The 26,289-nt window shown below is 60.7% G+C and carries 23 protein-coding genes; 9 read left to right on the forward strand and 14 right to left on the reverse strand.

Annotation, left to right across the window (positions count from 1 at the left end; genetic code table 11):
- Positions 1-26: 26 nt before the first annotated feature.
- Entirely contained in the window at positions 27-848 is an 822-nt protein-coding gene (locus IP81_RS06180) for a glycerophosphoryl diester phosphodiesterase membrane domain-containing protein (protein WP_157573104.1), read from the forward strand.
- A 68-nt stretch (positions 849-916) separates the two neighbouring features.
- Here the strand turns inward: IP81_RS06180 and IP81_RS06185 are convergent, their stop codons facing one another.
- The 3 genes from IP81_RS06185 to IP81_RS06195 all read right to left on the reverse strand — a co-directional run bounded on the left by IP81_RS06185 (position 917) and on the right by IP81_RS06195 (position 3,199).
- A complete protein-coding gene (locus tag IP81_RS06185) occupies positions 917-1,621 on the reverse strand; it encodes a DUF1013 domain-containing protein (RefSeq protein WP_054107120.1) in 705 nt (234 codons plus the stop codon).
- 130 nt (positions 1,622-1,751) lie between these two features.
- Positions 1,752-2,102 (reverse strand): polymer-forming cytoskeletal protein, encoded by a 351-nt coding sequence (locus IP81_RS06190; RefSeq protein WP_082356021.1) that lies wholly within the window; start codon positions 2,100-2,102, stop codon positions 1,752-1,754.
- A 53-nt stretch (positions 2,103-2,155) separates the two neighbouring features.
- Positions 2,156-3,199, reverse strand: coding sequence for a M23 family metallopeptidase (locus IP81_RS06195; RefSeq protein WP_157573108.1), 1,044 nt, complete (start codon positions 3,197-3,199; stop codon positions 2,156-2,158).
- Between the two features lie 318 nt (positions 3,200-3,517).
- Here IP81_RS06195 and IP81_RS06200 point away from each other — a divergent pair, with 318 nt between their 5' ends.
- From IP81_RS06200 to rsfS, 3 genes are all read left to right on the forward strand, one after another.
- Positions 3,518-4,795 (forward strand): glutamate-5-semialdehyde dehydrogenase, encoded by a 1,278-nt coding sequence (locus IP81_RS06200; RefSeq protein WP_054107122.1) that lies wholly within the window; start codon positions 3,518-3,520, stop codon positions 4,793-4,795.
- Positions 4,759-5,436: a nicotinate-nucleotide adenylyltransferase gene (locus tag IP81_RS06205; RefSeq protein WP_054107123.1), complete on the forward strand. Its 678-nt coding sequence runs from the start codon at positions 4,759-4,761 to the stop codon at positions 5,434-5,436. The genes IP81_RS06200 and IP81_RS06205 overlap by 37 nt, the downstream gene beginning before the upstream one ends.
- 166 nt (positions 5,437-5,602) lie before the next feature.
- Positions 5,603-5,959, forward strand: a complete 357-nt coding sequence (gene rsfS / locus IP81_RS06210) for a ribosome silencing factor (RefSeq protein WP_157573109.1) — start codon at positions 5,603-5,605, stop codon at positions 5,957-5,959.
- 58 nt (positions 5,960-6,017) lie between these two features.
- Here the strand turns inward: rsfS and polA are convergent, their stop codons facing one another.
- The gene (gene polA / locus IP81_RS06215; protein ID WP_054107125.1) at positions 6,018-8,870 is read right to left on the reverse strand and encodes a DNA polymerase I; all 2,853 of its coding nucleotides are present in this window, start codon (positions 8,868-8,870) and stop codon (positions 6,018-6,020) included.
- 279 nt (positions 8,871-9,149) lie between these two features.
- Here polA and IP81_RS06220 point away from each other — a divergent pair, with 279 nt between their 5' ends.
- Positions 9,150-9,329 carry a hypothetical protein gene (locus tag IP81_RS06220; protein ID WP_054107126.1) on the forward strand — a complete coding sequence of 60 codons (180 nt, stop codon included), beginning with the start codon at positions 9,150-9,152 and terminating at the stop codon, positions 9,327-9,329.
- Between the two features lie 148 nt (positions 9,330-9,477).
- On the opposite strand, the gene IP81_RS06225 is transcribed toward IP81_RS06220, so the two are convergent.
- The 8 genes from IP81_RS06225 to hisS form a co-directional block, all read right to left on the reverse strand.
- Positions 9,478-10,446, reverse strand: a complete 969-nt coding sequence (locus IP81_RS06225; protein WP_054107127.1) for a serine hydrolase — start codon at positions 10,444-10,446, stop codon at positions 9,478-9,480.
- 144 nt (positions 10,447-10,590) lie between these two features.
- The gene (locus IP81_RS06230) at positions 10,591-11,235 is read right to left on the reverse strand and encodes a lysozyme (protein WP_054107128.1); all 645 of its coding nucleotides are present in this window, start codon (positions 11,233-11,235) and stop codon (positions 10,591-10,593) included.
- A 137-nt stretch (positions 11,236-11,372) separates the two neighbouring features.
- Positions 11,373-12,596: a methionine adenosyltransferase gene (metK, locus tag IP81_RS06235; protein WP_054107129.1), complete on the reverse strand. Its 1,224-nt coding sequence runs from the start codon at positions 12,594-12,596 to the stop codon at positions 11,373-11,375.
- Between the two features lie 41 nt (positions 12,597-12,637).
- On the reverse strand, positions 12,638-14,221 hold the full coding sequence (lnt, locus tag IP81_RS06240; RefSeq protein ID WP_054107130.1) for an apolipoprotein N-acyltransferase: 1,584 nt from the start codon (positions 14,219-14,221) through the stop codon (positions 12,638-12,640).
- A gap of 61 nt (positions 14,222-14,282) precedes the next feature.
- Complete coding sequence (locus IP81_RS06245) at positions 14,283-15,296, reverse strand: DUF4167 domain-containing protein (protein WP_054107131.1); 1,014 nt, start codon at positions 15,294-15,296, stop codon at positions 14,283-14,285.
- A 251-nt stretch (positions 15,297-15,547) separates the two neighbouring features.
- The gene (gene prmC / locus IP81_RS06250) at positions 15,548-16,411 is read right to left on the reverse strand and encodes a peptide chain release factor N(5)-glutamine methyltransferase (protein ID WP_054107132.1); all 864 of its coding nucleotides are present in this window, start codon (positions 16,409-16,411) and stop codon (positions 15,548-15,550) included.
- 48 nt (positions 16,412-16,459) lie between these two features.
- The gene (gene prfA / locus IP81_RS06255) at positions 16,460-17,524 is read right to left on the reverse strand and encodes a peptide chain release factor 1 (protein WP_054107133.1); all 1,065 of its coding nucleotides are present in this window, start codon (positions 17,522-17,524) and stop codon (positions 16,460-16,462) included.
- Between the two features lie 241 nt (positions 17,525-17,765).
- Entirely contained in the window at positions 17,766-19,073 is a 1,308-nt protein-coding gene (gene hisS / locus IP81_RS06260) for a histidine--tRNA ligase (RefSeq protein WP_054107134.1), read from the reverse strand.
- 103 nt (positions 19,074-19,176) lie between these two features.
- On the opposite strand from hisS, the gene IP81_RS06265 reads away from it, so the two are divergent.
- Both IP81_RS06265 and ppa read left to right on the forward strand, forming a co-directional pair.
- A complete protein-coding gene (locus IP81_RS06265) occupies positions 19,177-21,150 on the forward strand; it encodes a M61 family metallopeptidase (protein WP_054107179.1) in 1,974 nt (657 codons plus the stop codon).
- 199 nt (positions 21,151-21,349) lie between these two features.
- Positions 21,350-21,889 carry an inorganic diphosphatase gene (ppa, locus tag IP81_RS06270; RefSeq protein WP_054107180.1) on the forward strand — a complete coding sequence of 180 codons (540 nt, stop codon included), beginning with the start codon at positions 21,350-21,352 and terminating at the stop codon, positions 21,887-21,889.
- A 65-nt stretch (positions 21,890-21,954) separates the two neighbouring features.
- Here ppa and IP81_RS06275 read toward each other — a convergent pair whose 3' ends face one another.
- Together IP81_RS06275 and IP81_RS06280 are read right to left on the reverse strand one after the other, a co-directional pair.
- Positions 21,955-23,301, reverse strand: coding sequence for a TldD/PmbA family protein (locus IP81_RS06275; protein ID WP_054107135.1), 1,347 nt, complete (start codon positions 23,299-23,301; stop codon positions 21,955-21,957).
- Between the two features lie 69 nt (positions 23,302-23,370).
- The gene (locus IP81_RS06280; RefSeq protein WP_054107181.1) at positions 23,371-23,754 is read right to left on the reverse strand and encodes a hypothetical protein; all 384 of its coding nucleotides are present in this window, start codon (positions 23,752-23,754) and stop codon (positions 23,371-23,373) included.
- 222 nt (positions 23,755-23,976) lie between these two features.
- On the opposite strand from IP81_RS06280, the gene lptB reads away from it, so the two are divergent.
- Complete coding sequence (gene lptB / locus IP81_RS06285) at positions 23,977-24,765, forward strand: LPS export ABC transporter ATP-binding protein (protein WP_054107136.1); 789 nt, start codon at positions 23,977-23,979, stop codon at positions 24,763-24,765.
- 26 nt (positions 24,766-24,791) lie between these two features.
- Complete coding sequence (rpoN, locus tag IP81_RS06290) at positions 24,792-26,285, forward strand: RNA polymerase factor sigma-54 (RefSeq protein ID WP_054107137.1); 1,494 nt, start codon at positions 24,792-24,794, stop codon at positions 26,283-26,285.
- Positions 26,286-26,289: the final 4 nt, after the last annotated feature.

Genomic DNA, 26,289 nt, shown 5'->3' on the forward strand with positions numbered 1-26,289 from the left:
CGCTATTGCGCTGCTATCAGGCGCGCATGATACCCCGTCTGGATAGCAGCCTTGCCTGGCAAACCGCCACGCGCCTCGTTTCAACCAACCGCGATATGCTGTTGGCCATCGCAGGCGTGTTTTTCCTGCTCCCCGGCCTCGCATTTTCCGTGTTCGTGCCCGAACCGCAGATGCCCCCCGGCACGTCGCCTGAAAAAATGATGGAAATCATAGCCGAAGCATGGACATCGTCGATGCCGCTGCTGGTGATCGTCACCCTGTTGCAAATGGCCGGCACCGTGACGATGCTGATCGTGATGACCGATCCGGCGCGGCCAACCGTGGGGCAGGCAATCCAGCGCGGGTTCAAGGCATTGCTGCCCTATGTGATCGCACAAATCATTGTTGGTGGTGCGCTGGGCCTTGCGTTTCTGGTGCTGGTCAGCCTTTCGGCGCTGACCGGCCTGCAAGCGCTGGCCGCGTTTGTGATCGTGGCCGCGTTTGTCGCGATGATCTGGTGCAGCTTGCGTATGGCGCTGGTTGCACCTGTGCTGGCGATCGAGGCTGAACGCAATCCGGTGCAAGCCCTGCGCCGGTCTTGGGCGCTGACCCGTGGTAATTCGGGCCGTTTGCTTGCCTTTTTCATTCTGGCCGGAGTGGTCTTTGCCATCGTCTATGGGCTGGCGATGATGCTGGTGGGCATAGTGCTGGTGCTCATGACTGGCGGCGGCGTGCAACAAGTGCTGACAGCAGCTGTTTCCAGCGCGATTACATCAGCCGCGCTGGTCTATTTCATCGCGATACTGGCAGCGGTCTATCGCCAGATGGCAGGGCCGCCACAAAATGAGGTGACGGGGATTTTCGAATAGGCGCTGGTTTGATGAAAAAAGGCCGCCCATCCCTGAGCGGCCTTTTCAATTCCAAGCTCAACGAAAAATCAGCTGTCTGACAGGCCTTCTGCGCGGCGGGCGGCGAGCCACGCCGCGGCTTCGGCTTCCTGTGCAGCGTCTGATGCGGCTTTGGTGTGGGCCAGACGTTCGGCGCGCAGCTCTTCGATCAGGGCATCACGATCGGTGCCGAGACGCAGCGCAGCCTCGCCATTGTCTTCATAACCCGCCTTTTTCGCGGCCTTGGCCACCAGTGCATCAAGTTCGCGCTGCGAACACAGGCCCAGCGTTACCGGGTCCTTGGGGTTGATGTTGCTGATGTTCCAGTGGCTGCGATCACGAATCGCGGCGATGGTGGTGCGGGTGGTGCCGATCAGCTTGCCGATCTGTGCATCGGAAACTTCGGGGTGATTGCGCAGGATCCACGCGATGCCATCGGGCTTGTCCTGACGCTTGGACACCGGCGTATAACGCGGGCCTTTGGTGCGGCTGACCGAGATCGGCGCGCGCTGCATTTTCAGGCGATATTCGGGATTGGCCTGGCCTTTGTCGATTTCGGCCTGATTCAATTCGCCCGAGTGCATCGGATCGCGTCCGGTGTATTTCTGACCGGCCAGATCATCGGCCATGGCTTGCACTTCAAGGATGTGAAGGCCGCAAAATTCCGAGATCTGCTCAAACGTCAGCGCGGTATTGTCGACAAGCCACGATGCGGTGGCATGTGGCATCAGCGGATATGTGGGCTGGGTGCTCACGGCGGTCTCCCGGAAAAGGCGTGCCAAAAAGGCGGAAACAATAAGGGCCGCCCCTTGCGGAGCGGCCTTGCTTATTGCTGATGTAGGCCAGCTAGGCTGATTCAGCAAGTCTTGAGTTTGATGTGGCCAATCAACCCACCAGCGATAGCGAAGTTTCTTCGGTCAATTGCATCCGGTGCGAAAACTTGCCGTCCACTTGTGCGCCTTGTTCGATCGTCAGCGTATCGTAGGTCACATCGCCGTGAATGCGCGCTGTTTTCAGGATGACCAGCGCGCCCGCCTCGATAGAGCCGTGGATCGTGCCCGAAAGACGGGCGCTTTCCGCCCGAATGACGCCTGTTACGGTGCTTTGTTCGCCTTGCACCAGTGCGGTGCAGGTGATGTCGCCTTCAACGCTTCCGTCAACGTGAAGATCAGCTGTGGCGCTGATATTGCCTTTGATCGAAACGTCATTGCCAAGGATCGAGAAAGTGGCGGCCATCGGACTACTCCCGGTTTGCTGGCGCTGAACCGGCGCAGGCTTTTTGTTGAACATCAGTGAGCTGCCTCAAGAAATGGGCGCGGATTGACCGGGCGATCATTGATCCGCACTTCGAAATGGAGGTGCGGGCCGGTCGAGCGCCCGGAATTGCCGATCTTGCCGATTTCCGTGCCTGCTTCAATCTTTGCGCCAAGGCGCGCGTTCGTGCCCGACATGTGAGCATAACGCGTCATCAACCCGTTGCCGTGGGACACTTCGACGCAACGGCCATAACCTTGTTTTATGCCGACAAAACTGATGGTTCCTGCGGCGGCGGAATAGATTGGCGCGCCCATCGGCCCACGAAAATCAAGCCCGGCATGGAACGCTGCACCACCTGTAAACGGATCAGATCGATAGCCGAAGCCGCTAGAAATGTATTCCAGCCGCGCGGGCAGAGTGTTGGGAATGCGGGCAAGGCCCTTTTGCATCGAAGCCATGCGTTCAAGGCTGGCACCCAGCCTTGCAAAGCGCGGATCAAGGCTTTCGTCGTGGCCGGTGAACAGCCGGATCAGCGGGCCACCCTGACCGGCAACCGATCCATTACGCAACATCGCAGGGTTCAGCCCCACGCGGCGAATCGATGTTTCGGCGGCGGCAGCGCGCGAATCGGCAAAGCGGGTCAGCCGTTCGATGAATACCAGCTGCCGCGCTTCAAGCTCTGCCAGACGGCGCGCTTCGGGCAATTCCATCGAGATCTTGCGCACGGTTTTTTCCGCCTCGGCGCTGCTGTCCGATACATTGCCCTTCGGCAGGTCCTTGGGCAATTCGCCGATGGTGCCTTCAATCGCCTTTTCGATGAAGTCTTGCCTGCGGGCCAGATCATCGGCCACGCCTTCAAGCCCGCCGCGATACTTTTGTACGCGGCTTTCGGCAGAAGCGACTGCCGCTTCGCGTTCCAGCAGGGCGGCATGTTCTTGCGCGGATGAATACTGCGATATCAGCGTGGCAACCATCATGCCCAGCCACATCAACACAGCCACAGCGATGCCGCTGGCGACGGCCATTTGCAGGCGCGGCGAGATGCGGATAAAGCGAACCTGGCCGTGTGAGCGCATGAAAAACTCACGCTCGGGGAACAGGCTCCTTACCCGGGACAGCGCCTCGGATAGCTTCATGGTTGGCAAGACTAGGCGACCCCCGTCGTGGCGTTTCTTAACGTGCCCGCAATTATTATTAACGTTCCCGTTATATATGCGACTACTTCCCGGAACCGGCTCTGGCGAATCCGAACATAGGTACATGAGCCAAGGCGTGCGTCTCGTCCGATGAGCTGTTGGAAGCTGTGTGATTCACGGCATTTGCGCTGCAATTCAGTCTTTGGCGATTCGCGCTCCTGGATGACATTGCGTTCGGGCGATGATAGGGCGAGGCCCATGTCACCGCAGCTCACCCCCTCCGCCCCATCCGTGACCGAAATTGTCGAAGGTCTTGCCCGTGCCGCCCGCGCGGCACAGCGCCAGTTAGCGCAGATGGATGCTCCGGCAAAAGAACATGCCTTGAAGCTGGCCGCTGATTCCCTGCGCAGCGCCGAGGCTGAAATCCTTGCCGCCAATGCGCAAGATATGGCCAATGGCGCGGCCAACGGCCTGTCGCCTGCAATGCTGGATCGCCTGAGGCTGACGCCTGAACGTCTGGCCGGTGTTGCCGATGCGGTGGCGCAGGTCGCCTCGCTTACCGATCCGGTCGGACAGGTGATCGATGAAACCGCGCGGCCCAATGGCATGACATTGCAGCGCGTCCGCGTGCCCGTTGGCGTGATCGGCATCATCTATGAAAGCCGCCCCAACGTGACGGCTGATGCCGCAGCGCTGTGTGTGCGGTCGGGCAACGCCACGATTTTGCGCGGCGGCAGCGAAGCGGTCCATTCTAACCGTGCCATTCACGCAGCACTGGTCAAAGGGCTGACCGCAGGCGGCGTGCCTGCTGACGCAGTGCAGCTTATGTCCACACAAGACCGCGCGGCGGTGGGGGCCATGCTGGCAGCGGCGGGCCTGATTGATATGATCGTGCCGCGTGGCGGCAAAAGCCTTGTTGCGCGCGTTCAGGCCGATGCCCGCGTGCCGGTGCTCGCCCACCTTGACGGGATCAATCACACTTTCGTCCACGCTGCTGCCGATGCCGCCATGGCAAAGGCGATTGCGCTCAATGCCAAGATGCGTCGTACCGGCATTTGCGGGGCGATGGAAACGCTGCTGATCGATGCGACCTATCCCGATCCGCACGGGTTGGTTGAGCCTTTGCTGGCGGCAGGCTGCGAACTGCGCGGTGATGCGCGTTCCTGCGCGATTGATCCCCGGATCGGCGCGGCCAATGATGAGGATTGGGACACCGAATACCTCGAAGCGATCCTCTCGGTCGCCGTGGTCGATGGTCTTGACGCAGCACTCGCCCATATCGCGGCCCATGCCTCGGGCCATACCGATGCGATTGTTACTGATGATCAGGCCGTGGCGGACCGGTTCCTGGACGAGGTTGATAGCGCGATTGTGATGCACAACGCCTCCAGCCAGTTTGCCGATGGCGGCGAATTTGGCCTTGGCGCGGAAATCGGCATTGCCACCGGGCGCTTGCATGCGCGCGGTCCGGTCGCGCTTGAAGGCCTCACCACCTACAAATGGCTCGTGCGCGGTTCGGGGCAGGTGCGCCCCTGAGCAAGCTTACCGGCCTTTTGGGCGGCAGTTTCAACCCCGCGCATGGCGGCCACCGCCGGATCACGCTGTTTGCGATTGGCGCGCTTGGGCTGGATGACGCGTGGTGGCTGGTCTCGCCCGGCAACGTGCTGAAACCGGCCAAGGGCATGGCTGCGCTGCCCGCGCGGCTGGCCTCTGCCCGCGCGCAAAGCCGCCGCGCCCCGATTCGCGCCACTGCCATCGAGCGTGATCTGGGCACGCGCTACACCATCGATACATTGCGCGCTTTGAAGCGCCGCTATCCCAAGCGGCGTTTCATCTGGCTGATGGGGGCCGATAATCTGGCGCAGTTCCACCGCTGGAAAGACTGGCGGCAGATCGCGCGCGAGATGCCGATTGCGGTGATTGCCCGCCCGGGATATGATGGCCCTGCTTTGGCAAGCCCTGCCATGGCGTGGTTGCGCCGCTGGCGCCAGCGGCCCGGCCAGATGGTTTCCGGCGCAAAGCAGGTCACCCCGGCGCTGACCATACTCCGCTTTGATCCCGATACCCGATCAGCCAGCGCGATTCGCGCCGCCGATCCAGACTGGTTTGCCCGGATCGGCACCGCCAGTTCGCGCGATGGCGTTACCCACCGCGCTATAAACAGAGGTAAATCCTGATCGCGCATCCCCCGAAACCCGCCGCGCCAGCAGGGCGCAGCGGGGAAACGCATGCGCGAAAGAATCGTTATTCCTTGACTCTTGAGCCACGGAGGCCATTTCGCGCATCATGACCAGCGTTCAATCTCAATCGGCCAATGCCGAAAAAGCCACTAAAGTGTCCGCAATGACCGATACCACTCCTCGCACTGCTGCCACGCTGCACGATCTCGTGCTCGCCTCGCTTGATGATGATCAGGCGATGGAAGTCGTCAGCCTTGCGCTCGAAGGCAAAAGCTCGATTGCCGATTACATGGTAATCGCCTCGGGCCGGTCAACTCGGCAAGTCGCCTCGATGGCGCAAAAGCTGTCCGAGCGGATCAAGCACGGCGGCTATGGCCATGTCCGTATCGAAGGCCTGCCTGCCGCCGATTGGGTGCTGGTTGATGCCGGTGACGTGGTGATCCACCTGTTCCGGCCCGAAGTGCGTACGTTCTATAACCTTGAACGCATGTGGAACTTCGGAGACGCAGGCGCGGCCTGATTTCTTCCCCGCTCCCTCCGGAAAAGAGGGGGCAGGGGTGGCCCCTCTCAAGCGCGGATCAGTGCGCGGCCCCCCACGAAAGTCCCGTGCCGATCTCGACGCCCAAAGGCACTGTCAGTTTAACCGATGGCTCGGCAGCGGTGGCCATCACGCGCTCGATCACGGGCCGCGCCGCATCGACATCGCCCGCAGGCAGCTCGAACACGAGTTCGTCGTGCACTTGCAGCAGCATCTTGATGTGGCCAAGTCCTGCCTCTTCCAATGCGGGCATCATGCGGGCCATCGCGCGCTTGATGATGTCGGCGCTGGTGCCCTGGATCGGGGCGTTGATCGCGGCGCGTTCGCTGCCCTGGCGTTCGGCCTGATTCTTTGATCCGATGCGCGGGAACCACGTCTTGCGGCTAAACAGCGTTTCGGAATAGCCCCGCTCTCGCACGCTTTCGAGCGTTTCGTGGATATAGCGCTGGATGCCGGGAAAGCGCTCGAAGTAGCGGTCGATCATCGCTTGCGCTTCATCCGCGCTCACGCCCAGCCGCCCGGCAAGGCCCCAGCGGCTTATGCCATAGAGGATCGCGAAGTTGATCGTCTTGGCGCGGCCACGCGTATCGCGGTCCACCGTGCCGAACATCTCCATTGCGGTGCGCGAATGGATGTCCTCTCCCGCCTCGAACGCTTCTTTTAGCGCGGGCACATCGGCCATATGTGCGGCAAGGCGCAGTTCGATCTGGCTATAATCTGCCGCCAGCAGCACGTTTCCGGGCTCGGCCACAAAGGCATCGCGGATCTGGCGACCGATTTCGGTGCGGATCGGGATGTTCTGCAAGTTGGGATCGTTGGACGACAAGCGCCCGGTCTGCGCGCCGACAAGGCTGTAGCTGGTGTGGACGCGGCCCGTATCGGGGTTGATCGCGGCTTGTAGCGCATCGGTATAGGTTGATTTCAGCTTGGACAATTGCCGCCATTCCAGCACCAGCGTCGCAACGCTCGCCCCTTGCGCGGCAAGGCCTTCGAGCACCGACTGGTCGGTGGAATACTGCCCGGTCTTGCCTTTCTTGCCGCCCTTGTAGCCGAGCCTTTCAAACAGCACTTCGCCCAGTTGCTTGGGACTGCCGATCGTGAAGGTTATGTTTGCCGCTTTGTGGATGACACCTTCAAGCCGCGCGATCTGCGTGGCAAATTCGGCTGAGAGGCCCGCCAGACGCTCCCGGTCCACTTTTATGCCGTTGCGCTCCATCATCGCCACAACAGGCACCAGCGGGCGGTCTACGCGGGAATAAACGCGGGTGCCGCCCTCTTCGGCCAAGCGGGGGCTGAACAGACGGTGGAGCCGCCACGTCACGTCCGCATCTTCGGCGGCATAGCGGGTGGCATCGGGCAGGGGAACTTCGGCAAACGAGATCGCCTTTTTGCCGCTGCCGCACATCTCCTTGAAGGTCAGCGTGGTGTGGCCAAGGTGGCGGTCGGACAATTCGTCCATGCCGTGCCCTGCCATGCCCACTTCACCGCGCCCGGCATCAAGGCAGAAGCTCATCACCATGGTATCGTCGATTGGTGAAACCGCGATGCCAAGGCGGGCCAGCACGTTGAAATCATATTTGATATTCTGCCCGACCTTAAGCACCGCATCGCTTTCCAGCAGCGGCTTGAGCAGCGCCAAGGCGGCGGCTTTGTCTACCTGCACCGGCCTTTCGGCGAACATATCTGTCCCGCCGTGGCCCAGCGGGATGTAGCAAGCCTGATTCGGCCCGATCGCAAGGCTGACCCCGACCAGATCGGCGCGCATCGCATCCAGCGCGCTGGTTTCGGTATCCACCGCAACCACGCGCGCGGCAAAGGCGCGGGCGATCCACTGTTCAAGCTCTGCGATGGTCTGGACGCAGGCGTAGCCTTCACGATCAACCGCCGGCCATGAGGGCAGCGGACGCGCCGTGCCGGCCGGTGCGGCGGGTGCGGCGGCATTGTGAGGCTTGGCGGGGTCAGGCTTGGCGGGGTTCAACTGCGTTTTGGGGCCGGGGCTGCCCTGGCCGCCGTCCAGACGCCGCAACAGGCTGGTAAAGCCATGCTCGGTCAGGAACGCTGCCAGCGGATCACGCGGGATCTGCCCCAGCTTGAAATCTTCCAGCGCGACCGGAAGCGAGCAATCTTCCTTGAGCTGGACCAGCACGCGCGACAGGCGGGCCATGTCCGCCTGCTCGATCAAGCTCTCGCGTAGTTTGCTGGCCTTCATGGCAGGCGCGGCGGCAAGCGCCGATTCGAGATCGCCATGTTCCTGAATCAGTTTGGTGGCGGTTTTGGGGCCGATGCCGCGAATCCCGGGCACATTATCCACCGAATCACCCATCAGCGCGAGCACATCACCGACTCGTTCCGGTTCGACGCCGAATTTTTCGATCACTTCGGGCACATCGATTCGCAGATTCTTCATCGTATCAAGCATGTCGACACGCCCGCCGCCCTCGGAACAGGTGCCGATTAGCTGCATCAGATCCTTGTCGGATGAAACAATCGTCACGTCCCAGCCGCGCAAACTGGCGGCGCGTGCGTAAGAGGCGATGACATCATCCGCCTCAAGCGCTTCTTCTTCGATGCAGGCGAGGCTGAAGGCGCGCGTCGCATCGCGGATCAGCGGGAACTGCGGCACCAGATCTTCAGGAGCGGGCGGGCGATTCGCCTTGTATTGATCATAAAGATCATTGCGGAACGATGTTCCAGCCTTGTCGAGAATGACCGCAAGATGGGTCGGGCCATCCTCTTTGTGCAGGTCTTCCGCCAGTTTCCACAGCATTGTGGTATAGCCATAGACCGCCCCGACGGGGACGCCTGCCGGATTCGTTAAGGGGGGCAGGCGATGGTAGGCGCGGAAAATGTAAGCCGAGCCGTCGACCAGATAAAGATGCTGTTTTTCGTCCATCCCGGGGTGTTAGCAGGGCGTCGCGGCTGCGTCATCGGCATTGCACAGATCATTCCCAACAACATTTTAACGCGTGCTAAGGGCGCTTGAACGCTAGGAATTTAGGCGAAAACAAGGCATTCCGGCCGGTGCAAAAGGCAGGTCAGGCAATCTTATTGTCTTGTAATGCTTGCAAGCTGATGAATTGCCGATTAATTGGGCCTAGAAGTCTACCGGCTGAGTAGGCTTTGCGGCGGGCTGCGTGCCCGGCGCGGTTCACTTCAATCCAGGGATTGTAACATGCGCAAGCTCATCCTCGCCGCCGTTGCCGGCACTGCCTTTGCTCTCGCTGGCTGCTCGGAAAAGCCAGCTGAAGAAGCTACTGAAGCTGCTGTAGAAGCCACCGAAGCTGCCAGCGACGTCGCTGTTGACGCTTCGGCTGCTCCTTCGGAAGCCGCTTCTGAAGCTGCTGCTATGTAATCTTCCCGCAAGGGATGATTATAAGGGTTTAAGGGGTGTGGCCTTCACGGGTCACGCCCCTTTTCTCTGTCTGCGTGTTTGATTCGCACACAAAAAACGCCGCGTAAGCACAAGCTTACGCGGCGAAACTGGTTTCAGAGTTTGCACATCAACGACGGCGGGCGATGTCCTGCGTATTGTTCATGACCGGAGCGCTGTAACCATCATAGATCACGCGCATCATCCGCGCGATCAGTTTGGCATGCACAGCGTGGCCTTCTGGCCCGGTGACGAAGAACGCCACTGCCAGATGACGCCCATCGGGCAGGCGGACAATGCCGACATCATCGGTAACGCCCGACAAAGTGCCGGTTTTGTGCGCCACCAGCGTGCCTTCGGGAAGGCCTGCACGGATGCGGGTTTTGCCGGTGCTGGTGCGGGTCATCGTATCGAGCAGCACAGCGCGGCTTTCGGGGCTTAAAACGCCACCGCGATCAATTGCAGCCAAAAGGGCTATCATCGCGCGCGGCGTGCTGGATGTGCGCGTATCAATCACACGGGCCGGATCAACCTTGCCGTCATCGCGCACCAGCGTGGCCATTGTGTGATCGAGTCGCTGACCGGCAATGCCGTTGCGGGTCAGCCAGTAGTTGATGTTTTCGATCCCGCCCACGGCGTTGATCAACCCGTCGGTCGCCTCGTTATGGCTGCGCGTGATCATCAATTCCATCAGGCTTTGCGCGGTCAACACCGTGCCGGCGCGCAAAGGGGCGACCGGACTGATCTGGCCCGTTTCGCGCACCGGAAGCATCATCGGGAATTCCTGATCAAGGCGATGCGCGCCCTTTTCAACTTGCTCAAGAAATGTGGCGGCAACCGCAATCTTGGCGGTGCTTGCCATCGGGAACGGCATATCGCCATTCACCATGATCTGGCCACCACCATCAAGATCCATCGCGGCCACACCGATTCGGCCACGCCCTTCGGCGGCAATCGCGGCAATTTGCTGTTGAATGAACTGATCGCGTTGATCCAGAATGGAATCTTGTGTCCGGCTCTGCACAGCAGGGACGGTGATGACGAACGCGGGCGCTGCTACAAGCAGTGCGGCGATGATCCTTGCGGTGCTAAACTTCATCAGAACGGTATATCCCGATCCTGGTTTAAGGGGCTTTAACAGGACTAACGCATTGCGATTTATGCGCAAAGTGCCTTTTGGCGCAGTTTGCCGTGGATATCGCCCCGTTGACCGGTGGACAAGGACCAAATCTGAGGGCGGGCTCTAGTCAAACAACCGGTCAAACCAACTGCGCTTGGGAGGCGCTGGAGTGACAGGCGTTGGCGCGGGAATCACTTTGGAAAGAGCAGTCTGGTCTTGGGCTGCGAACATGTCCTCAACCAGCGCGCGCATTGCGATTCGTTTGCCGCGCGATGGCTGATACGATGGTTTGGCCACACCATAGACCAGAGCCGTGCCGTCCTCGCTCCATTGTCCGTCAAAGAAAAGGGCTTGTTCAAGCCGGCGGCGCGGGAGCAAGGCGGCAGGGCGCGCCCAATCGAGCATCGCCTTGCGCGCGCCTGCGCGATCGCCTGCCACAAAGCGCTTGATCCAGCTTGCCCGGCCAATCGCACCGGTGTTCCAGTGAAACGAGAGCGCAGCGCCCAGTTCCGCTTCGCTTGGATCATACGTGCCAAACGCGGCCAGAACCGGCGGCAGATACTTTTCGCGCAGCAGCCACAGATAGACGCCAATGCAGTGTTCCAGCGGTTGTGGTTTGTCCTTGTAACGCGGGAAAACTTTGTGCCCCGAAGCATCGGTAATGCCGACGCTCCATGTCCAGACGCCGACGCTGTCCTTGTAGGCTTCGGTGACGATCCCTTCGTGGGCGATCAGTTCAAGGGCAATCCGGGGGGTGATCTCGCGCATAGTCTGGCTCCATCAAAAGCCAGTGTGGTGGCGCGCGGGGTGTCCTGTAGGAAAGTGCAATTGAAACCCATCACAGCAAAACGGCCCGCATCCCGAAGGATGCGAGCCGCCAATTTGTTAGGCAAAGCTTTGATCAATCAGGCAAATGCAGCCTTGAGATCATCCACCAGATCAAGCCGTTCCCATGGGAAGAAATCGCCATCGGCCTTGCGGCCAAAGTGGCCATACGCCGCTGACGGCTGATAGATCGGCTTGTTCAGCCCCAAATGCGTACGGATGCTGCGCGGCGTCAGGCCGCCCAACTTGCCATTGCTCCGGATCGCTTCTTCGATTTTGTCGTCGGCAACCGTGCCGGTATCGTGCGTGTCGACATAGAGCGAAAGCGGCTGCGATACGCCGATGGCATAAGCGATCTGGATCGTGCAGCGCGTGGCAAGGCCAGCGGCCACCACGTTCTTGGCAAGATAACGCGTGATATAGGCGGCCGAACGGTCAACCTTGGTCGGGTCTTTGCCCGAAAACGCGCCACCGCCGTGCGGGGCTGCGCCGCCGTAAGTGTCCACGATGATCTTGCGTCCAGTCACGCCTGCGTCGCCATCGGGGCCGCCGATTTCAAACGCGCCGGTCGGGTTGATGTAATACACGGTCTCGCGCAGCAGTACCGGCGGGATAACGTCTGCCACCACGCGCTTCACATAAGCTTCGAGTTCGGCATACTTGGCCGGATCAGCGTTTTCGCCGGTCAGGCAATAGCCCTTGGCGTGCTGGGTTGATACGACGACAGCCGTGGCCGCGACCGGCAACGAACCTTCATAGCGCAGCGTGACCTGGCTCTTGGCGTCAGGCTCAAGAAATGGTGCTGCGCCCGAATGGCGATCAGCAGCCATGCGTTCAAGGATCTTGTGGCTGTAATAAAGCGTGGCGGGCATCAGATCGGGCGTCTCATCGGTGGCATAACCGAACATGATGCCCTGATCGCCTGCGCCTTCGTCCTTGTTGTCACCGGCATCAACGCCTTGCGCGATTTCGGCAGACTGGCCGTGCAGGTTGTTTTCAAAGCGGAAGCTCTGCCAGTGAAAGCCTTCCTGCTCATAACCGATGCGCTTGACGGTTGCGCGTACCGTAGCTTCGATTTCTTCTTTCGCGCCCGGTGCCCATGCGCCGTTTTCGTAAACGCCCTTGCAACGGATTTCGCCCGCCAGAACAACAAGCTGGGTTGTTGTCAGGGTTTCGCAAGCAATGCGGGCTTCGGGGTCTTTTGAAAGGAACAAGTCAACGATGGCATCGCTGATCTGGTCGGCAACCTTATCAGGATGACCTTCGGAAACGCTTTCGGAAGTAAACAGATATTCTGTGCGCATTGCCAGCCTCATATAAAGAAAGCTTTATGTCTGGCTTTCCTCTAGCGCTTTCGGGCGGTGCTGGCAACCAGCGCGATGACAAGAAGCACTACGGACCACACAAGAACCATTGCGTTACCTATTTGTGCAAACAAAGTTGGCGCGTGCGGTGGGGGTACCAGCACATCAATTCGTCCGGCTTTGCGTAAAGGCAGGAAGGCGCGCACCACGCCATTGGCATCAATGACCGCGCTGATCCCGGTGGTGGTTGAACGCAGGACAGGCAAGCCCTCCTCAATCGCGCGCATCCGCGCATGTGCCAGATGCTGCGGCGGTCCCCAATCGCCAAACCACCCATCGTTTGAAGGGTTGAACAGATAGTCGGGGCGGTTGGCACGATCGACCACTTCGCCTGAAAAGATGATCTCATAGCAAATCTGCACGCCTGCTTTGCCATGCTGCCCGAAATCAAGCGTGCGCGGCCCCGGTCCCGCAAAGAAATCCAGGTTGCCCGCCACAAACCGGGCAAGGCCAACCGGCTCAAGCCATTCGCGCTTTGGCAGATATTCCCCGAACGGCACGAGATGCGCCTTGGCATAGCTGCCGCGAATCACACCATCGCTGTCAAGCGCCGTCACCACGTTATAAGCGCCCGTCGCTGTCCCTGCCTTCATTGCGATGTCCGTCGTACCGGTCAGCAGCAGGCTGCCGGGGCCGATCACCCGGCCGATTCGTTCGCGCGCCAAAGTGGGGTTGGCGGCATATGTCGTCTCATCGTACCAATACTGCCGATAGCCTTCGCGCAGGAAATCAGGCACGCCGCTTTCAGGCCACAGCACCAACCGGCGCGTCCCACGCTGGCGGGGAAGCGAGAGCGCTGCGGTAACGCGAAACTGGTTTTCGTAATTGGCCGGATCATTCAGCACGTCTTGCCGCACGTCAGGCTGGACCAGCGTGAGCGGCAAAGTGCCTTCGGCCCGCTCCACCCCGATCATCGCACTGCCCAGCGGCAAGACCATCAGAACAGCCGGGCCGATAGCATAGGCCACAGCGCCCAGTTTCTGGCCCTTGTTCCATGATCGGACCGCAAACAGCCACCATCCGCCCAGCAGGATGACAAGGCCAGACAGCGCATAAGTGCCAGTCCACTGCGCCAGCAGGGCAAGGCCCGGCCTGTCAAATCCGCCGAGCATCATCATGCTCAGAGGATTCCACGCAAAGCCTGTAAATAGCGTTGCCCGCAACCATTCGCTGATGATCCAGCAGGCGGCAAATGCAGGCAGCAACGCCTTACTGCGGGTACGGCTAAGCCACCAGCCGCAAAGCGTGGCAAAAGCGGGGAAAATCGCCAGATAGAGCGCAATCAGCACGACCGCGATCATACCCAGCCACTGCGGCATTTCCGCTTGATAGGTAAAGGCTGTGGCGATCCAGCCATTGCCCGCCGTGAACAGGCCCAGGCCAAACAGCCAGCCCGACAGCAGCGCCTGCTGCCAGCTTTTGACCACATATAAACGGTGGATCAGATAGGCGAGTGCGGCCAGCGTGAGCGGCCACAGGCTCAACGGTTGGAAACCGGTTGCAGCAAAGGCACCGGCAGCGATGGTGTATAGGTGCGGGCGGGGGGGCGTGATCAATCGCAACATGCCTGCACGCTATGGGGTGCGTGGGGGCCGGCCGCAAGCGGCCAGCCCCTCACGTCACATCTCAGCCTTCTACGGGCAGAGGATTCTTGCGTGGGCGGCCACGCTTTTTGGGTGCCGGTGCCGCATTATCAGCCGCAGCCGCCGGAGCAGGTTCGGCAGCAGCGGGTGCAGGGGCTGCCACCGGTTCGGGTTCGCTGCGCACGCCGATGGATGGCGGCAGGCTTGATGGATCAAGCGCTGCGGGCGCATCGTCGCGCTCACGCTCAACACGGGGGCGGCGTTCCGTGCGCGGACGCAAGCCGCGCGCCGGTCGGGTATCGCGCACAAACGGATTGTCGTTTGCATCGGCGATGGGTTCACCTTCGCTGGCAGGCACACCCTCGCCGGGCAAGGCTGCTACTTCTGCGATCTGCGGTTCGGCATCTTGCTCACGCGAGCGATCAAAGCGGCGGTTATCACGCGGCCTGTCTTCACGGGGCCGCTCTTCACGCGGCCCGCGTTCTTCACGGGGCCCACGCTCTTCACGAGGCCGATCATCACGTTGACGGTCCTGACGCGGACGGTCTTCGCGGTCATCGCGTGGCCGATCATCGCGCACGCGGTCAAAGCGGGGGCGATCATCGCGCTGGCGGTCCTGACGCGGACGCTCCTCGCGGTCATCACGGGGCCGCTCGTCACGCTGTTCACGCTGTTCACGCTCTTGCCGCGATGGTGCGCGTTCAAACGCTGCGTAATCGCCTTCTGCGCTGAATTCGTTGTTCTCTTCCTCGCCGTCCTGTTCCTGCCAACGCTCGCCGTTGGGGCCCAAGGGGCGGGTGCGCTGGTCTTCGGTGCGGACACGGCTATCGGCGATCACGCGGAAGTAGTGATCGGCAAACTGGAGATAGTATTCGGCCTGCACACGATCACCGTTCAGGTGAGCGTCCGATGCGAGCTTGCGATACTTCTCCAGCATCTGGGGGGCATTGCCCCGTGCGCGGCTGTCGATCCGGTTAAGCTGCTGACCGCCATTCTGTGGGCGACCATTATTGGTGCGCCCGCGACGGCGGTTGTTACCACGATTGTTGTTATTCAACTTCAGGCACTTCCTTGTTTGGGGGCGGCCCAAGTGGAATTCAGGCCCATCTGGAATGCAGGTTAAACCCGTATTGCCGTGCTACCCGTTAGCCGCGCAATCTCCACCACCGGTTTTCCCACCACGAAGGACGGGTAAACAGGGGTTCCCAGCATCTGCTTTCGTCCCGGCCCCTTTGGCCGTTCATCCCTGCAAATGGTGAGGTAGGCAAGATCGGGAAGCCATCATCCGTTCTTTACCTGAAGCTATGGTTAGTCGTCTGTCGCAGCCTTGCCAAGAGGAATATTGCGGTTTTTCGCCATTTCTATCGCGCGGGGGCGTGCGGCAAGGTCATGGTGCAAAACTGTCGTCATTTCGGCAGCCGTTGCCAGCGCCGTCACTGGCACGGCCTGCGTCCAGCCGATCTCGACCATGGCGATGCCGTTTTCGGCCAGTAGCCTGCGCAATTGCGGGATTAGCAGGCGATAATCATCCAGCCCGTCAGGCCCCGCAAACAGCGCGCCCGCCGGTTCATGCGCCCGCACCGATGGTGCCAAATCGGCGGCATCTTCCACATAAGGCGGATTGGCAAGGATCAGGTCAAACAGGCCAAGCCCATCGCTCCAGCCTGTTTGCGTCCAATCGGCCTGCATAAACCGCGCTTGCGGTGCATGGCGCGCGCCGTTGGCAGCGGCAATGGACAGTGCTTCGGGCGAACGGTCAATGCCGATGCCCTCGGCACTTGGCCAGATCGATAGCGCCGCCAGCAAAAGCGCGCCCGATCCAGTGCCCAGATCGAGGATGCGCTGCGGCGGGCGGCTGGCAAGGCTGGCCTGTGCGGCCTCGATCAGCGTCTCGCTATCCCCGCGCGGGATCAGCACCGCAGGGCTTACCGCCAGATCAAGGCCATAGAACTCCTGATGGCCCACGATATAGGCCACCGGCTCATGCGCCAGTCTGCGCTCCACCAGCGCGCCAAAGCCCTCCGGCGCTTCGGCTTGCATATGGCGCAGCAGCACATCCGATCGCGCACAGCCTAGCGCATGCGCCATCAGCAATTCGGCATCCAGCCGCGCGGTATCGCTGGTGTGCGCCAGCGTCACAGCGGCATCGCGAATGGCTTGGGCGACGCTCACTCCCCCTCCTCTTCAGAGGAGGGGGCTTTGGTTACGCTCAAGCCAACCTCAACCATCCATCGAAGCCAGCCGCTTGGCCTGATCCTCGGCAATCAGGGCATCGACCAGTTCGCCAAGCCCTGTGCCTTCCAGCACTTCGGGCAGGCGATGCAGCGTGAGGTTGATGCGGTGATCGGTCACGCGGCCTTGCGGGAAGTTATAGGTGCGGATGCGTTCGGAACGGTCGCCCGATCCCACCATCGCCTTGCGCGCTTCGGCCTCCTCGCCTTGCGCCGCATCGCGCTGGGCTTCGAACAGGCGGGCGCGCAGCACCTGCATCGCCTTGTCCTTGTTCTTGTGCTGGCTGCGCCCGTCCTGGCAGGTGACGACCGTGCCGGTGGGCAAGTGGGTGATGCGCACGGCCGAATCAGTGGTGTTCACGTGCTGCCCGCCTGCGCCGCTGGCGCGATAGACGTCGATCTTCAGATCCTTGTCCTCGATCCGCACGTCCACCTCGTCAGGCTCTGGCAGTACGGCGACGGTCGCGGCAGAAGTGTGAATGCGCCCGCCCGATTCGGTCACCGGCACACGCTGCACGCGGTGGACCCCGCTCTCGAACTTCAGCTTGGCGAACACGCCATTGCCCGCAACATTGGCGACCACTTCCTTGTAGCCGCCGATGTCATTGGCGTTGACCGAGACGACTTCCACCCGCCAACCCTGCTCGGCGGCATACTTTTCATACATGCGGAACAGATCGGCGGCGAACAGCGCGGCCTCATCGCCGCCAGTGCCCGCGCGGATTTCGAGCATGGCCGGGCGGCTGTCGGCCGAGTCGCGCGGCAGCATGGCAATGGCAAGGCGGTGTTCGGCTTGCGGCAGTTCGGCGTTGATCCGCGCCAGCTCTTCCTCGGCCAGCTCGCGCATGTCGGGATCATCAAGCGCCGCAAGGCTGGCGATTTCCTCGCGCATCGCGGCGATTTCCTGCGCGATGCGGGCAACCGGTTCAAGCTCCGCATAATCGCGGCTGGCGGCAATAAAGTCTGCGCCCTCCAGCGTGCCCGATCCCAGCCGCGCTTCAAGCTCGGCAAAGCGGTGCGTGATGTGGCCAAGGCGGGTGTCGGATACGCTCATGCCACATCCCCACACTTCGTCATCCCGGGCTTGACCCGGGATCCCGCTTGGTTGTCACCCGCCGCGAGAAGAACAGCGGGACCCCGGGTCAAGCCCGGGGTGACGGGGTGTTTGTGGCTCAGGGAGTATCCGTCATGCTGAACTTGTTTCAGCATCCATCCCTCCACACGCGATGTCCGTTTAGGGGTAGAGATGGACCCTGAAACAAGTTTAGAGTTACGGTGTGGATAAAGAGCACCATTTAGCCTTCGCCAGATAAGCTTGTGTAAGGCGCAGGAAGGCGTGCAAGGATATTGAACAGGTCATCCATCGCGTCACCCTGACTTCCCTTTACGTTCGTCAGGTGAAGTCGATCTTCAGGTTTGTCACCTTCACGCACGAAAAGGATCGCGTCGACTTTGTCTTTCTTTGCTTTCTCGGCCAGCTTCTTACCTTGGCCCTTGAAAGAGGTCCAAATATAGTAGTCGCTATTGCGATCTGGTCGAGTGCTGACTGAGCGCAGGTGCGCTGCGATTCTGTCGGCCTCATCCCTCATTGAAGGTGAATCTGGGACAATCGCAAACACGGGCGTTGGGTCAAAGCTAACGGTTTCGCCCCCCACCAACATCGCCAGCCGTTCAATCCCCGCAGCCCAGCCGACCGCAGGCGTTGCCGCGCCGCCCAGCGCTTCCATCAGCCCGTCATAGCGCCCGCCGCCCAGCACGGTGCCTTGCGCGCCCAGCCGGTCGGTGACAAACTCAAACGCGGTGTGGCGGTAGTAGTCCAGCCCGCGCACCAGCGCGGCAGCGCGGGTCCATGAAACGCCCGCTGCGCCCAGACCCGAAGTCACCTTGCCGAAGAAGTCCTGCGCCTCAGCCGAAAGGTAATCATCAATCTTCGGCGCATCAGCCACGAAAGCCTTGTCGCGCGGGTCTTTGCTATCGAGGATGCGCAAGGGGTTGCGTTCCAGCCGGTCCTGCGAATCTTCGGACAATTCCGCAGCATGGGCGCGGAAGTATTCGATCAGCGCGGCGCGCCAGGCATCGCGGCTGGCGCCATCGCCCAGCGTGTTGAGTTGCAGCGTCACGCCATCTGCAATGCCCAGTTCTTTCAGCAACTGGTCCGCCATCACCAGCAGTTCCACGTCGGCCTGCGGCTCGCCCGCGCCGATGATCTCGGCGTCGATCTGGTGGAACTGGCGGTAGCGGCCCTTTTGCGGGCGTTCATAGCGGAACAGCGGGCCGTGCGTGGCCACCTTCAGCGGCGCATATTGCTGCCAGCCATCGGTCAGATAAGCGCGCGCAATCCCGGCGGTAAATTCGGGGCGCAGCGTCAGCGATTCCCCGCCGCGATCTTCAAAGCTGTACATTTCCTTGGAAACGACATCGGTCGTCTCGCCCAGCGAACGCGAGAACACCGCGGTCTTTTCGAACACCGGCATTTCCACGCGGCGGAAGCGATAGAGCTTGCGCACGCGTTCAAAGGTTTCGACGACAAAGGCGAAAGCTTCGGCATCGGCACCGAAAATGTCTTGTGTGCCGCGGATAGCTTGTGGGGTTTGTTGGCTCATGATGGCTGCGCGATTAGCCGCATTCGTGCCAAACGAAAAGCGCTGTCAAAAAGGTGTGCAGGAATGGTTGCGGATGCGACTGCTTCGCGGCATGAATTGCGTTATGAAAAAGCACCTCGCGCCCACCCCGCTCTTTGTAGCCCCGCTCATCCTCGCTCTCCTGTCCACGTCGGCACTTGCCCAAAACTCTGCGCCCATGGCCGTGCCGATTACGCAGACCGTGCCTGATGCGCGCGATGTGGCCTATCCCGGTACGATGACGCTTGATATCGATGCGTCCGATGTGGCGCGCGGGGCCTACCGCGTAACGCAGACCATCCCGGTGGTAGCAGGCGCAAAAGAGCTGATTTTGCTGTATCCGCAATGGCTTCCGGGCAATCATGGCCCGCGCGGCACGCTGTCCGAACTGGTCGGCGTGCAATTCTATGTTGATGGCAAAGCGGTGGAATGGAAGCGTGATCGGGTTGAGGTCTTTGCCTTTCACGTGAAACTTCCAGCGGGCGCCAAGGACGTTGTCGCGCGCTTTATTCACACCTCGCCGATCACATCGGCTGAAGGGCGCATCACGATGACGCCCGAGATGCTCAACCTGCAATGGGAGAAGATGAGCCTTTATCCTGCCGGGCATTATGTGCGGCAAATCAAGGTGAAGCCCACCGTCACCTTGCCGCAAGGCTGGACCCCGGCCACCGCGCTGGATGGCATGAGCATGGCAGGCAACCGCGTGACATGGGGCGTGACCGATTACGAAACGCTGGTCGATTCGCCGATCTTTGCAGGCCAGCACTTCCGCAAGTGGGATCTGGGCCAAAACGTCACATTGAATGTTGTGGCCGACAAGCCCGCGCAGCTTGACGCCAAGCCTGAACATATCGATGCACACAAAGCGCTGGTGATCGAAGCCAAGCTGGCCTTCGGCGCAAACCATTTCGATCATTATGAATTTCTGCTGGCGCTGTCTGATAAGATCGGCGGCATCGGGCTTGAACATCACCGGTCGAGCGAGAACCAGCTTGAGCCTGAGGCTTTTACCGACTGGGCCAAGCAGGAATGGGATCGCAATTTGCTGCCGCACGAATATGCGCACTCATGGTCGGGTAAATTCCGCCGCCCCGCGCGGCTATGGACACCCGATTATCGCCAGCCGATGCAGGGCGATCTGCTGTGGACTTATGAAGGGCAGGACCAGTTCTGGGGCGCTGTTCTGGCTGCGCGCTCGGGCATGCAGGGCAAAGACATTGTGCTGGGCATGTTGGCGGCGTGGGCTGGTGGCTTTACGCAACAGCCAGGGCGCGAATGGCGTTCGGTTGAAGATACAGGCTTCGATCCCGTGTTCGCCTCGCGCAAGCCCAAGCCTTTTTCGTCGCTTGCCCGCAATGAAGATTATTACACTGAAGGCGCGCTGGTGTGGTTGGAGATCGACCAGATCTTGCGCGAAGGCACCGGCGGCAAGAAATCGATCGATGATTTCGCGCAGTCGTTCTTTGGCATGCGTCCGGGCGATTGGGGCCAGATCCCGTTCGAGGTGGACGAGATTGTGACCAAGCTCAACGCGCTTTACCCTTATGATTGGGCCAAGTTGATCGACACCCGCATCAACCAGCCGGGCCAGCCCGCGCCGCTGAACGGTATCGACAAGGGCGGCTATAAGCTGGTCTGGAAGGAAGAGCCCAATCCTTACATGAAGGCCGCGATGGACTTTGGCAAAGGCCTCAGCCTTGCCAACTCTGTCGGCATGGCGCTTGATAAGGATGGCAAAGTCACCAGCACCCGCTGGGATAGCCCCGCGTTCAACGTTGGAATCGTCACCGGCACACAAATCGTGGCGGTGAACGGTGCGGCCTATAGCGCGGATGACATGAAAAAAGCCGTCACGGCGGCCAAGGGCGATTCGGGCAAGCCCATCGAACTGCTGACCAAGCGCGGTAGCCGGTTTGAAACGGTGAAGATCGATTATAAGGATGGCCTGCGCTATCCTTGGCTTGAGCGCGTGGCCCCCGGCAAGGCACCAACCGGGCTGGACTTGCTGCTAACACCCAAGCGCCCCGGTGCGGCAATAGCGGCGAAGAAGAAGTAAACGTCACACATCAAGGCGGGGTGGACTGCGGTGACCAGTCAGCCCCGCCACGCTACGACCATGTAATGCGTTCGGGCCAATTGCCGTGTTATTCAACGCATTTGGTAAACATTAACCATACCATAAGTTGTGTTGCTGTATGGCAGTGCCTTCGCTAGTGGCGAAGTTATCCCGTCCCATAATCATACAGGCCGAACACATGCGTATCGACATGATCCCTACCGGTGACAATCCGCCGGAAAGCCTCAACGTAGTCATCGAAGTTCCCATCGGCGGTGAGCCGGTGAAGTATGAATTCGACAAGGCTTCGGGCGCGCTATTCGTTGACCGTATCCTGCACACCCCGATGCGCTATCCTGCAAACTACGGTTTCGTGCCGCACACGCTTTCGCCCGATGGCGATCCGCTTGATGCGCTGGTGATTGCCCGCTCGCCGTTTCTGGCAGGCTCGGTCGTCCGCGCCCGTCCGATTGCCGTGCTGAACCTTGAAGACGAACATGGCGGCGATGAAAAGCTGGTCTGCGTACCGGTCGATTCAACCTTCCCGTATTATTCGGACGTGAAGGAACGTGAAGATCTGCCTGAAATCGTCATGCAGCAGATCGAACACTTCTTCACCCACTACAAGGACCTGGAAAAGGATAAGTGGGTTCGCGTTGGCACTTGGGGTGGCGCAGATGACGCCCGTCGCATCACCATCGAAGCGATTGAACGCGCCAAGGCTGAAAAGCCCGCCTGATCCGCTTCGGATTTGCACAAAAGGCCGCCAAGTTCACAGGACTTGGCGGCCTTTTTGTTTTTCTATCAATCGCCTGCGATGCTCATGCCGTCCACGCGCAGTGTCGGCACATCAATCCCGCGAAAGATTTCCAGATCGTTGGCAGCGGTCAGCGCGGCGAACATATCGATCAGGTTGCCCGCAACGGTGAATTCCGCAATCGCTCCGGCCAGTTCGCCATTGACGATACGGAATCCGGAAGCACCCCGGCTGTAATCACCGGTCACACCATTGACGCCGTGGCCGATCAGCTCGGTCACATAAACGCCGTCGGCAATATCGGCCATCAGTTCTGCCGGGGCCAGCGTGCCTGCACAAAGCACGACATTGCTGGCCGTGACGTGGGGCGGGCCGGATGATCCGCGCGATGCGTGGCCGGTCGGATGGTTGCCAAGCTGGCGCGCGACGGCAGAATCCATAAGCCAGCCGGTGATCCGTCCGCCTTCCACCAAATTGCGCTGGCCCGTTGGCAGGCCCTCGCCATCGAACGGGCGCGAACGCATGCCGCGCCGCACGTGGGGATTATCTGTGATGGTAATGCTGCTATCGAACAATTGCTGTTCATCGCGATCTAGCAGGAAACTGGCGCGCCGCGCGATTGATGCGCCCGACATCGCGCCGATCAGATGGCCAATCAGCGAATTGCCCACGCGCGGATCGAACACCACCGGCACTTGCCCGCTCTTCACGCGTCCGGGGTTCAGCCGCGATACCGCGCGCTCCCCCGCCTCGCGCCCGATGTCGGCAGGGCCTTTCAGATCGGCCACATGGCGGGTGCTGCGCCAAGAATAATCGCGCTGCATCGTGCTGCCTTCGCCCGCAACCACGCTGGCCGAGATGCTATGGCTGGATGCGGCATAGCCTCCGGAAAAGCCGTGGCTGGTGGCCAGCGCAAACAACCCGCGCCCCGCGCTTGCACCTGCGCCCTCGCTGTTGGTGACGCCCGCGATGCTGCGCGCGGCATCTTCGGCTTCTTCGGCAAGACGGCGCAGCTCTGCCGGGCTGCGCTCGGTCAGATCATCAAGATCAAGTTCGGGCGCGGCATCGCGCAGCAGCATATCTTCGGGCGCAAGTCCTGCAAATTTATCTGCGGGCGCCAAACGGGCCATCGCCACCGCGCGGCTGGCCAGTTCATCCAGCGCTGCATCGCCAAGATCGGTCGATCCGATAGAGGCAGAGGCACCACCTGCAAAGACGCGCAGGCCAATGTGTTCGGATTCAGACCGCTCGACATCTTCCAGCGCGCCAAGGCGCACTTGTACCGATTCGGAAGCACTGGCGACATAGATGGCGTCGCCTGCATCGGCCCCGGCGCGGCGCGCACGCTCGATCAGGGCTTCGCAGCGCTCCTGAGCTTCGGCGGGTGACAGCATGAACAGACCTTTCGCAAGCGTTTAGGCTGCGCGGTCTAGCGCCCGCTTGGGGCGGGGGCAATCATTGGATCAGAACAGGACGCTGAGCAGCCTGAACAGACCGGTAATCACAAAAGGAAGAACTGCGGCGAGCAGCCAAACGCGCACTTGATCGCGGCGGAAAGCAGCCTTGAACCCTGGATTATGGGCTTGTTCGTCAGTCAGGTGTTCCCAGCGGCGTTCAAAATTGCGGAACAGCGGAATGATCGCAGCCACCAGCACGACTAGCACGAAAAGCGGCAAGATTGATGCGCTTGTGCCCTGGATTTCGTGCATCGTCACAAAGATTTGAAGGCCGGTATAGACCAGCAGACCATAAGCGACATTGTCGCTCATCTTCTTGCGCCAATCGAGCTTGTGCGCCCCGGCCGTTGGCTGGGCCGTTGGTTGTTCTGATTGGAGGGCCTTATCCATGGCGCTTCCTTGTGTTTGATCCTTATCCCACAACAGTAAATCATGCGTCACAATTCACTGCAAGGTTAATTCTGCGCTAACCTTCCCGGCTTAGGACATAGGGTGCCCCATGCATAAATCCTGCCAGTTTGCTTTTGGCGGGTTTGCGGCATGAAAACGAAGCGCTAATGAGTGTGGTCTGAGCCCGTAGAATAGCCTGTATCTTGCGAAAAGACTGAACCGATGACCTTGACCCAAGACGCCCCAGTTGCTGTCCCAAGTGCTGCAAACGCCGCGCCGCCCATCCCGCAGGGCGGGCTTGAGGTCGTCTCGATCGCCAAGTCCTATGACAAACGCGCAGTCCTGAGCGATATCTCGCTGTCGGTCGGCAAGGGTGAAGTGCTGGGCCTGCTTGGCCCCAATGGCGCGGGCAAGACCACGTGCTTCTATTCGATCATGGGGCTGGTCCGCCCCGATTCGGGCCGTATCCTGCTGGATGGCGTCGATATCACCAAGCTGCCGATGTACCGCCGGTCGGTGCTGGGCCTTGGCTATTTGCCCCAGGAAACCTCGATTTTCCGGGGTATGACGGTTGAGCAGAATATCGCCACCGTGCTCGAGCTGATTGAACCGGACAAGGCGACGCGGGCGGCGGAGCTTGAGCGTCTGCTCGATGAATTCGGCCTGACGCGGCTGCGTTCCAGCGCGGCGATGGCATTATCGGGCGGGGAACGCCGCCGTTGCGAAATTGCCCGCGCGCTGGCAGCGCGGCCTTCGATCATCCTGCTCGATGAACCGTTTGCCGGGATCGATCCGCTTTCCATCAGCGACATTCGCCATTTGGTGAAAGATCTGTCGGGCCGCGGGATTGGCGTTTTGATCACCGATCACAACGTGCGTGAAACGCTCGACATCGTGGACCGCGCCTGCATCATCTATGGAGGGCAGGTACTGTTTGCGGGCAGCCCCGAAGCGCTGGTGGCCGATGCCAATGTGCGCCGCCTCTATCTTGGCGAGGGCTTTACGCTCTGATGCTGCGCCCGGGGGGGATTTAGATCATGGCGCTCGGCCCAAGACTGGATCTTCGGCAATCGCAGTCACTGGTGATGACGCCGCAATTGCAGCAGGCGATCAAGCTGCTGGCGCTGTCGAACCTAGAGGTCGAGACGTTCATCGGCGAAGCGATGGACGCCAACCCCTTGCTCGAAATCGGTGAAACTGCCCCACCCGAAGCGGTGGAGGCCATGCCCGAAGATCTGCGCCGCACCCACCTTGAAACCTCGCCTGTCGATCAACTCGTCGCCGAAGGGCGCGTAGCAGAAGACCGCCCGCTCGATATCGATGTCAGCGCGCTCGACCGTGACCGGGACACAGGCGATGGAGGGTTGAGCGATCTTTCCTCGGCCCGCGAGTTTACCAGCAGCGGCGGCGAAGGCCCCGATATTGACGAGCGTGGCGGGCTTGAGCGAACGCTCGCAGAACATCTCCACGCGCAAATCGGCGCAACCACATCCGATACCCAGATCCTGTTCATCGCACGCTGGCTGATCGACCAGATCGACGAGGCAGGCTATCTGACGATCCCGCTTAGCGAGGCCTGTACCGCGCTTGGCCTTGCCATGGCGGTGGTCGAACGCGCCTTGAGGCTGGTGCAGTCGCTCGATCCCACCGGTGTTGGCGCGCGCAATCTGGCCGAATGCATCGCACTTCAGGCCAAAGAAGCCGACCGTTACGACCCCTGCATGGCGCGGTTGATCGATAATCTGGAACTGTTGGCGCGCGGCGAAATCGCTCGGCTCAAGCGGCTTTGCCATGTCGATGACGAAGACTTTGCCGATATGCTGGCCGAATTGCGCAGCTATGATCCGCGCCCCGGCCTGCGCTTTGGCGGTGGCATGGGCGAGGCGGTGGTGCCCGATCTACTCATACGCGCGGGTAAGGATGGCGGCTGGGACATATCGATTAATCAGGCAACCCTGCCGCGTCTGATCGTCAACCGCAGCTATTATGTTGAAATGCGCGGAGCCTGCGTGTCCAAGGATGCCAAGGCGTGGCTGGGTGAGAAGCTGGCCGATGCCAACTGGCTGCTTAAAGCATTGGATCAGCGGCAGAAAACCATCCTGAAAGTGGCGGCTGAAATCGTCAAACAGCAGGACGGCTTCTTCCGGCATGGCGTGGCCCATCTTCGCCCGCTGACGCTCAAAACCGTGGCCGATGAGATCGCGATGCACGAATCCACCGTCAGCCGCGTCACCTCGAACAAGTACCTGCACTGTGATCGCGGGACGTTTGAACTCAAATACTTCTTCACCTCGGGCGTGGGCTCTTCCGATGGCGAAGGCGCTTCGGCTGAGGCAGTGAAGGCCTCTATCCGCCAGTTGATCGATGCAGAAGATCCCAAGGCGGTGCTATCGGACGATGCGCTGGTTGATCTGTTGAAAGCCAAAGGATTCGATCTGGCCCGCCGCACGGTGGCCAAATATCGAGAAGCTATCGGCCTTGGCAGTTCGGTGCAGCGCCGCCGCCAGAAGACGCTGGCCGGAGTGCGCTGAGAAT

This window comes from Novosphingobium sp. AAP83 (genome assembly GCF_001295795.1).
Classification (GTDB): domain Bacteria; phylum Pseudomonadota; class Alphaproteobacteria; order Sphingomonadales; family Sphingomonadaceae; genus Novosphingobium.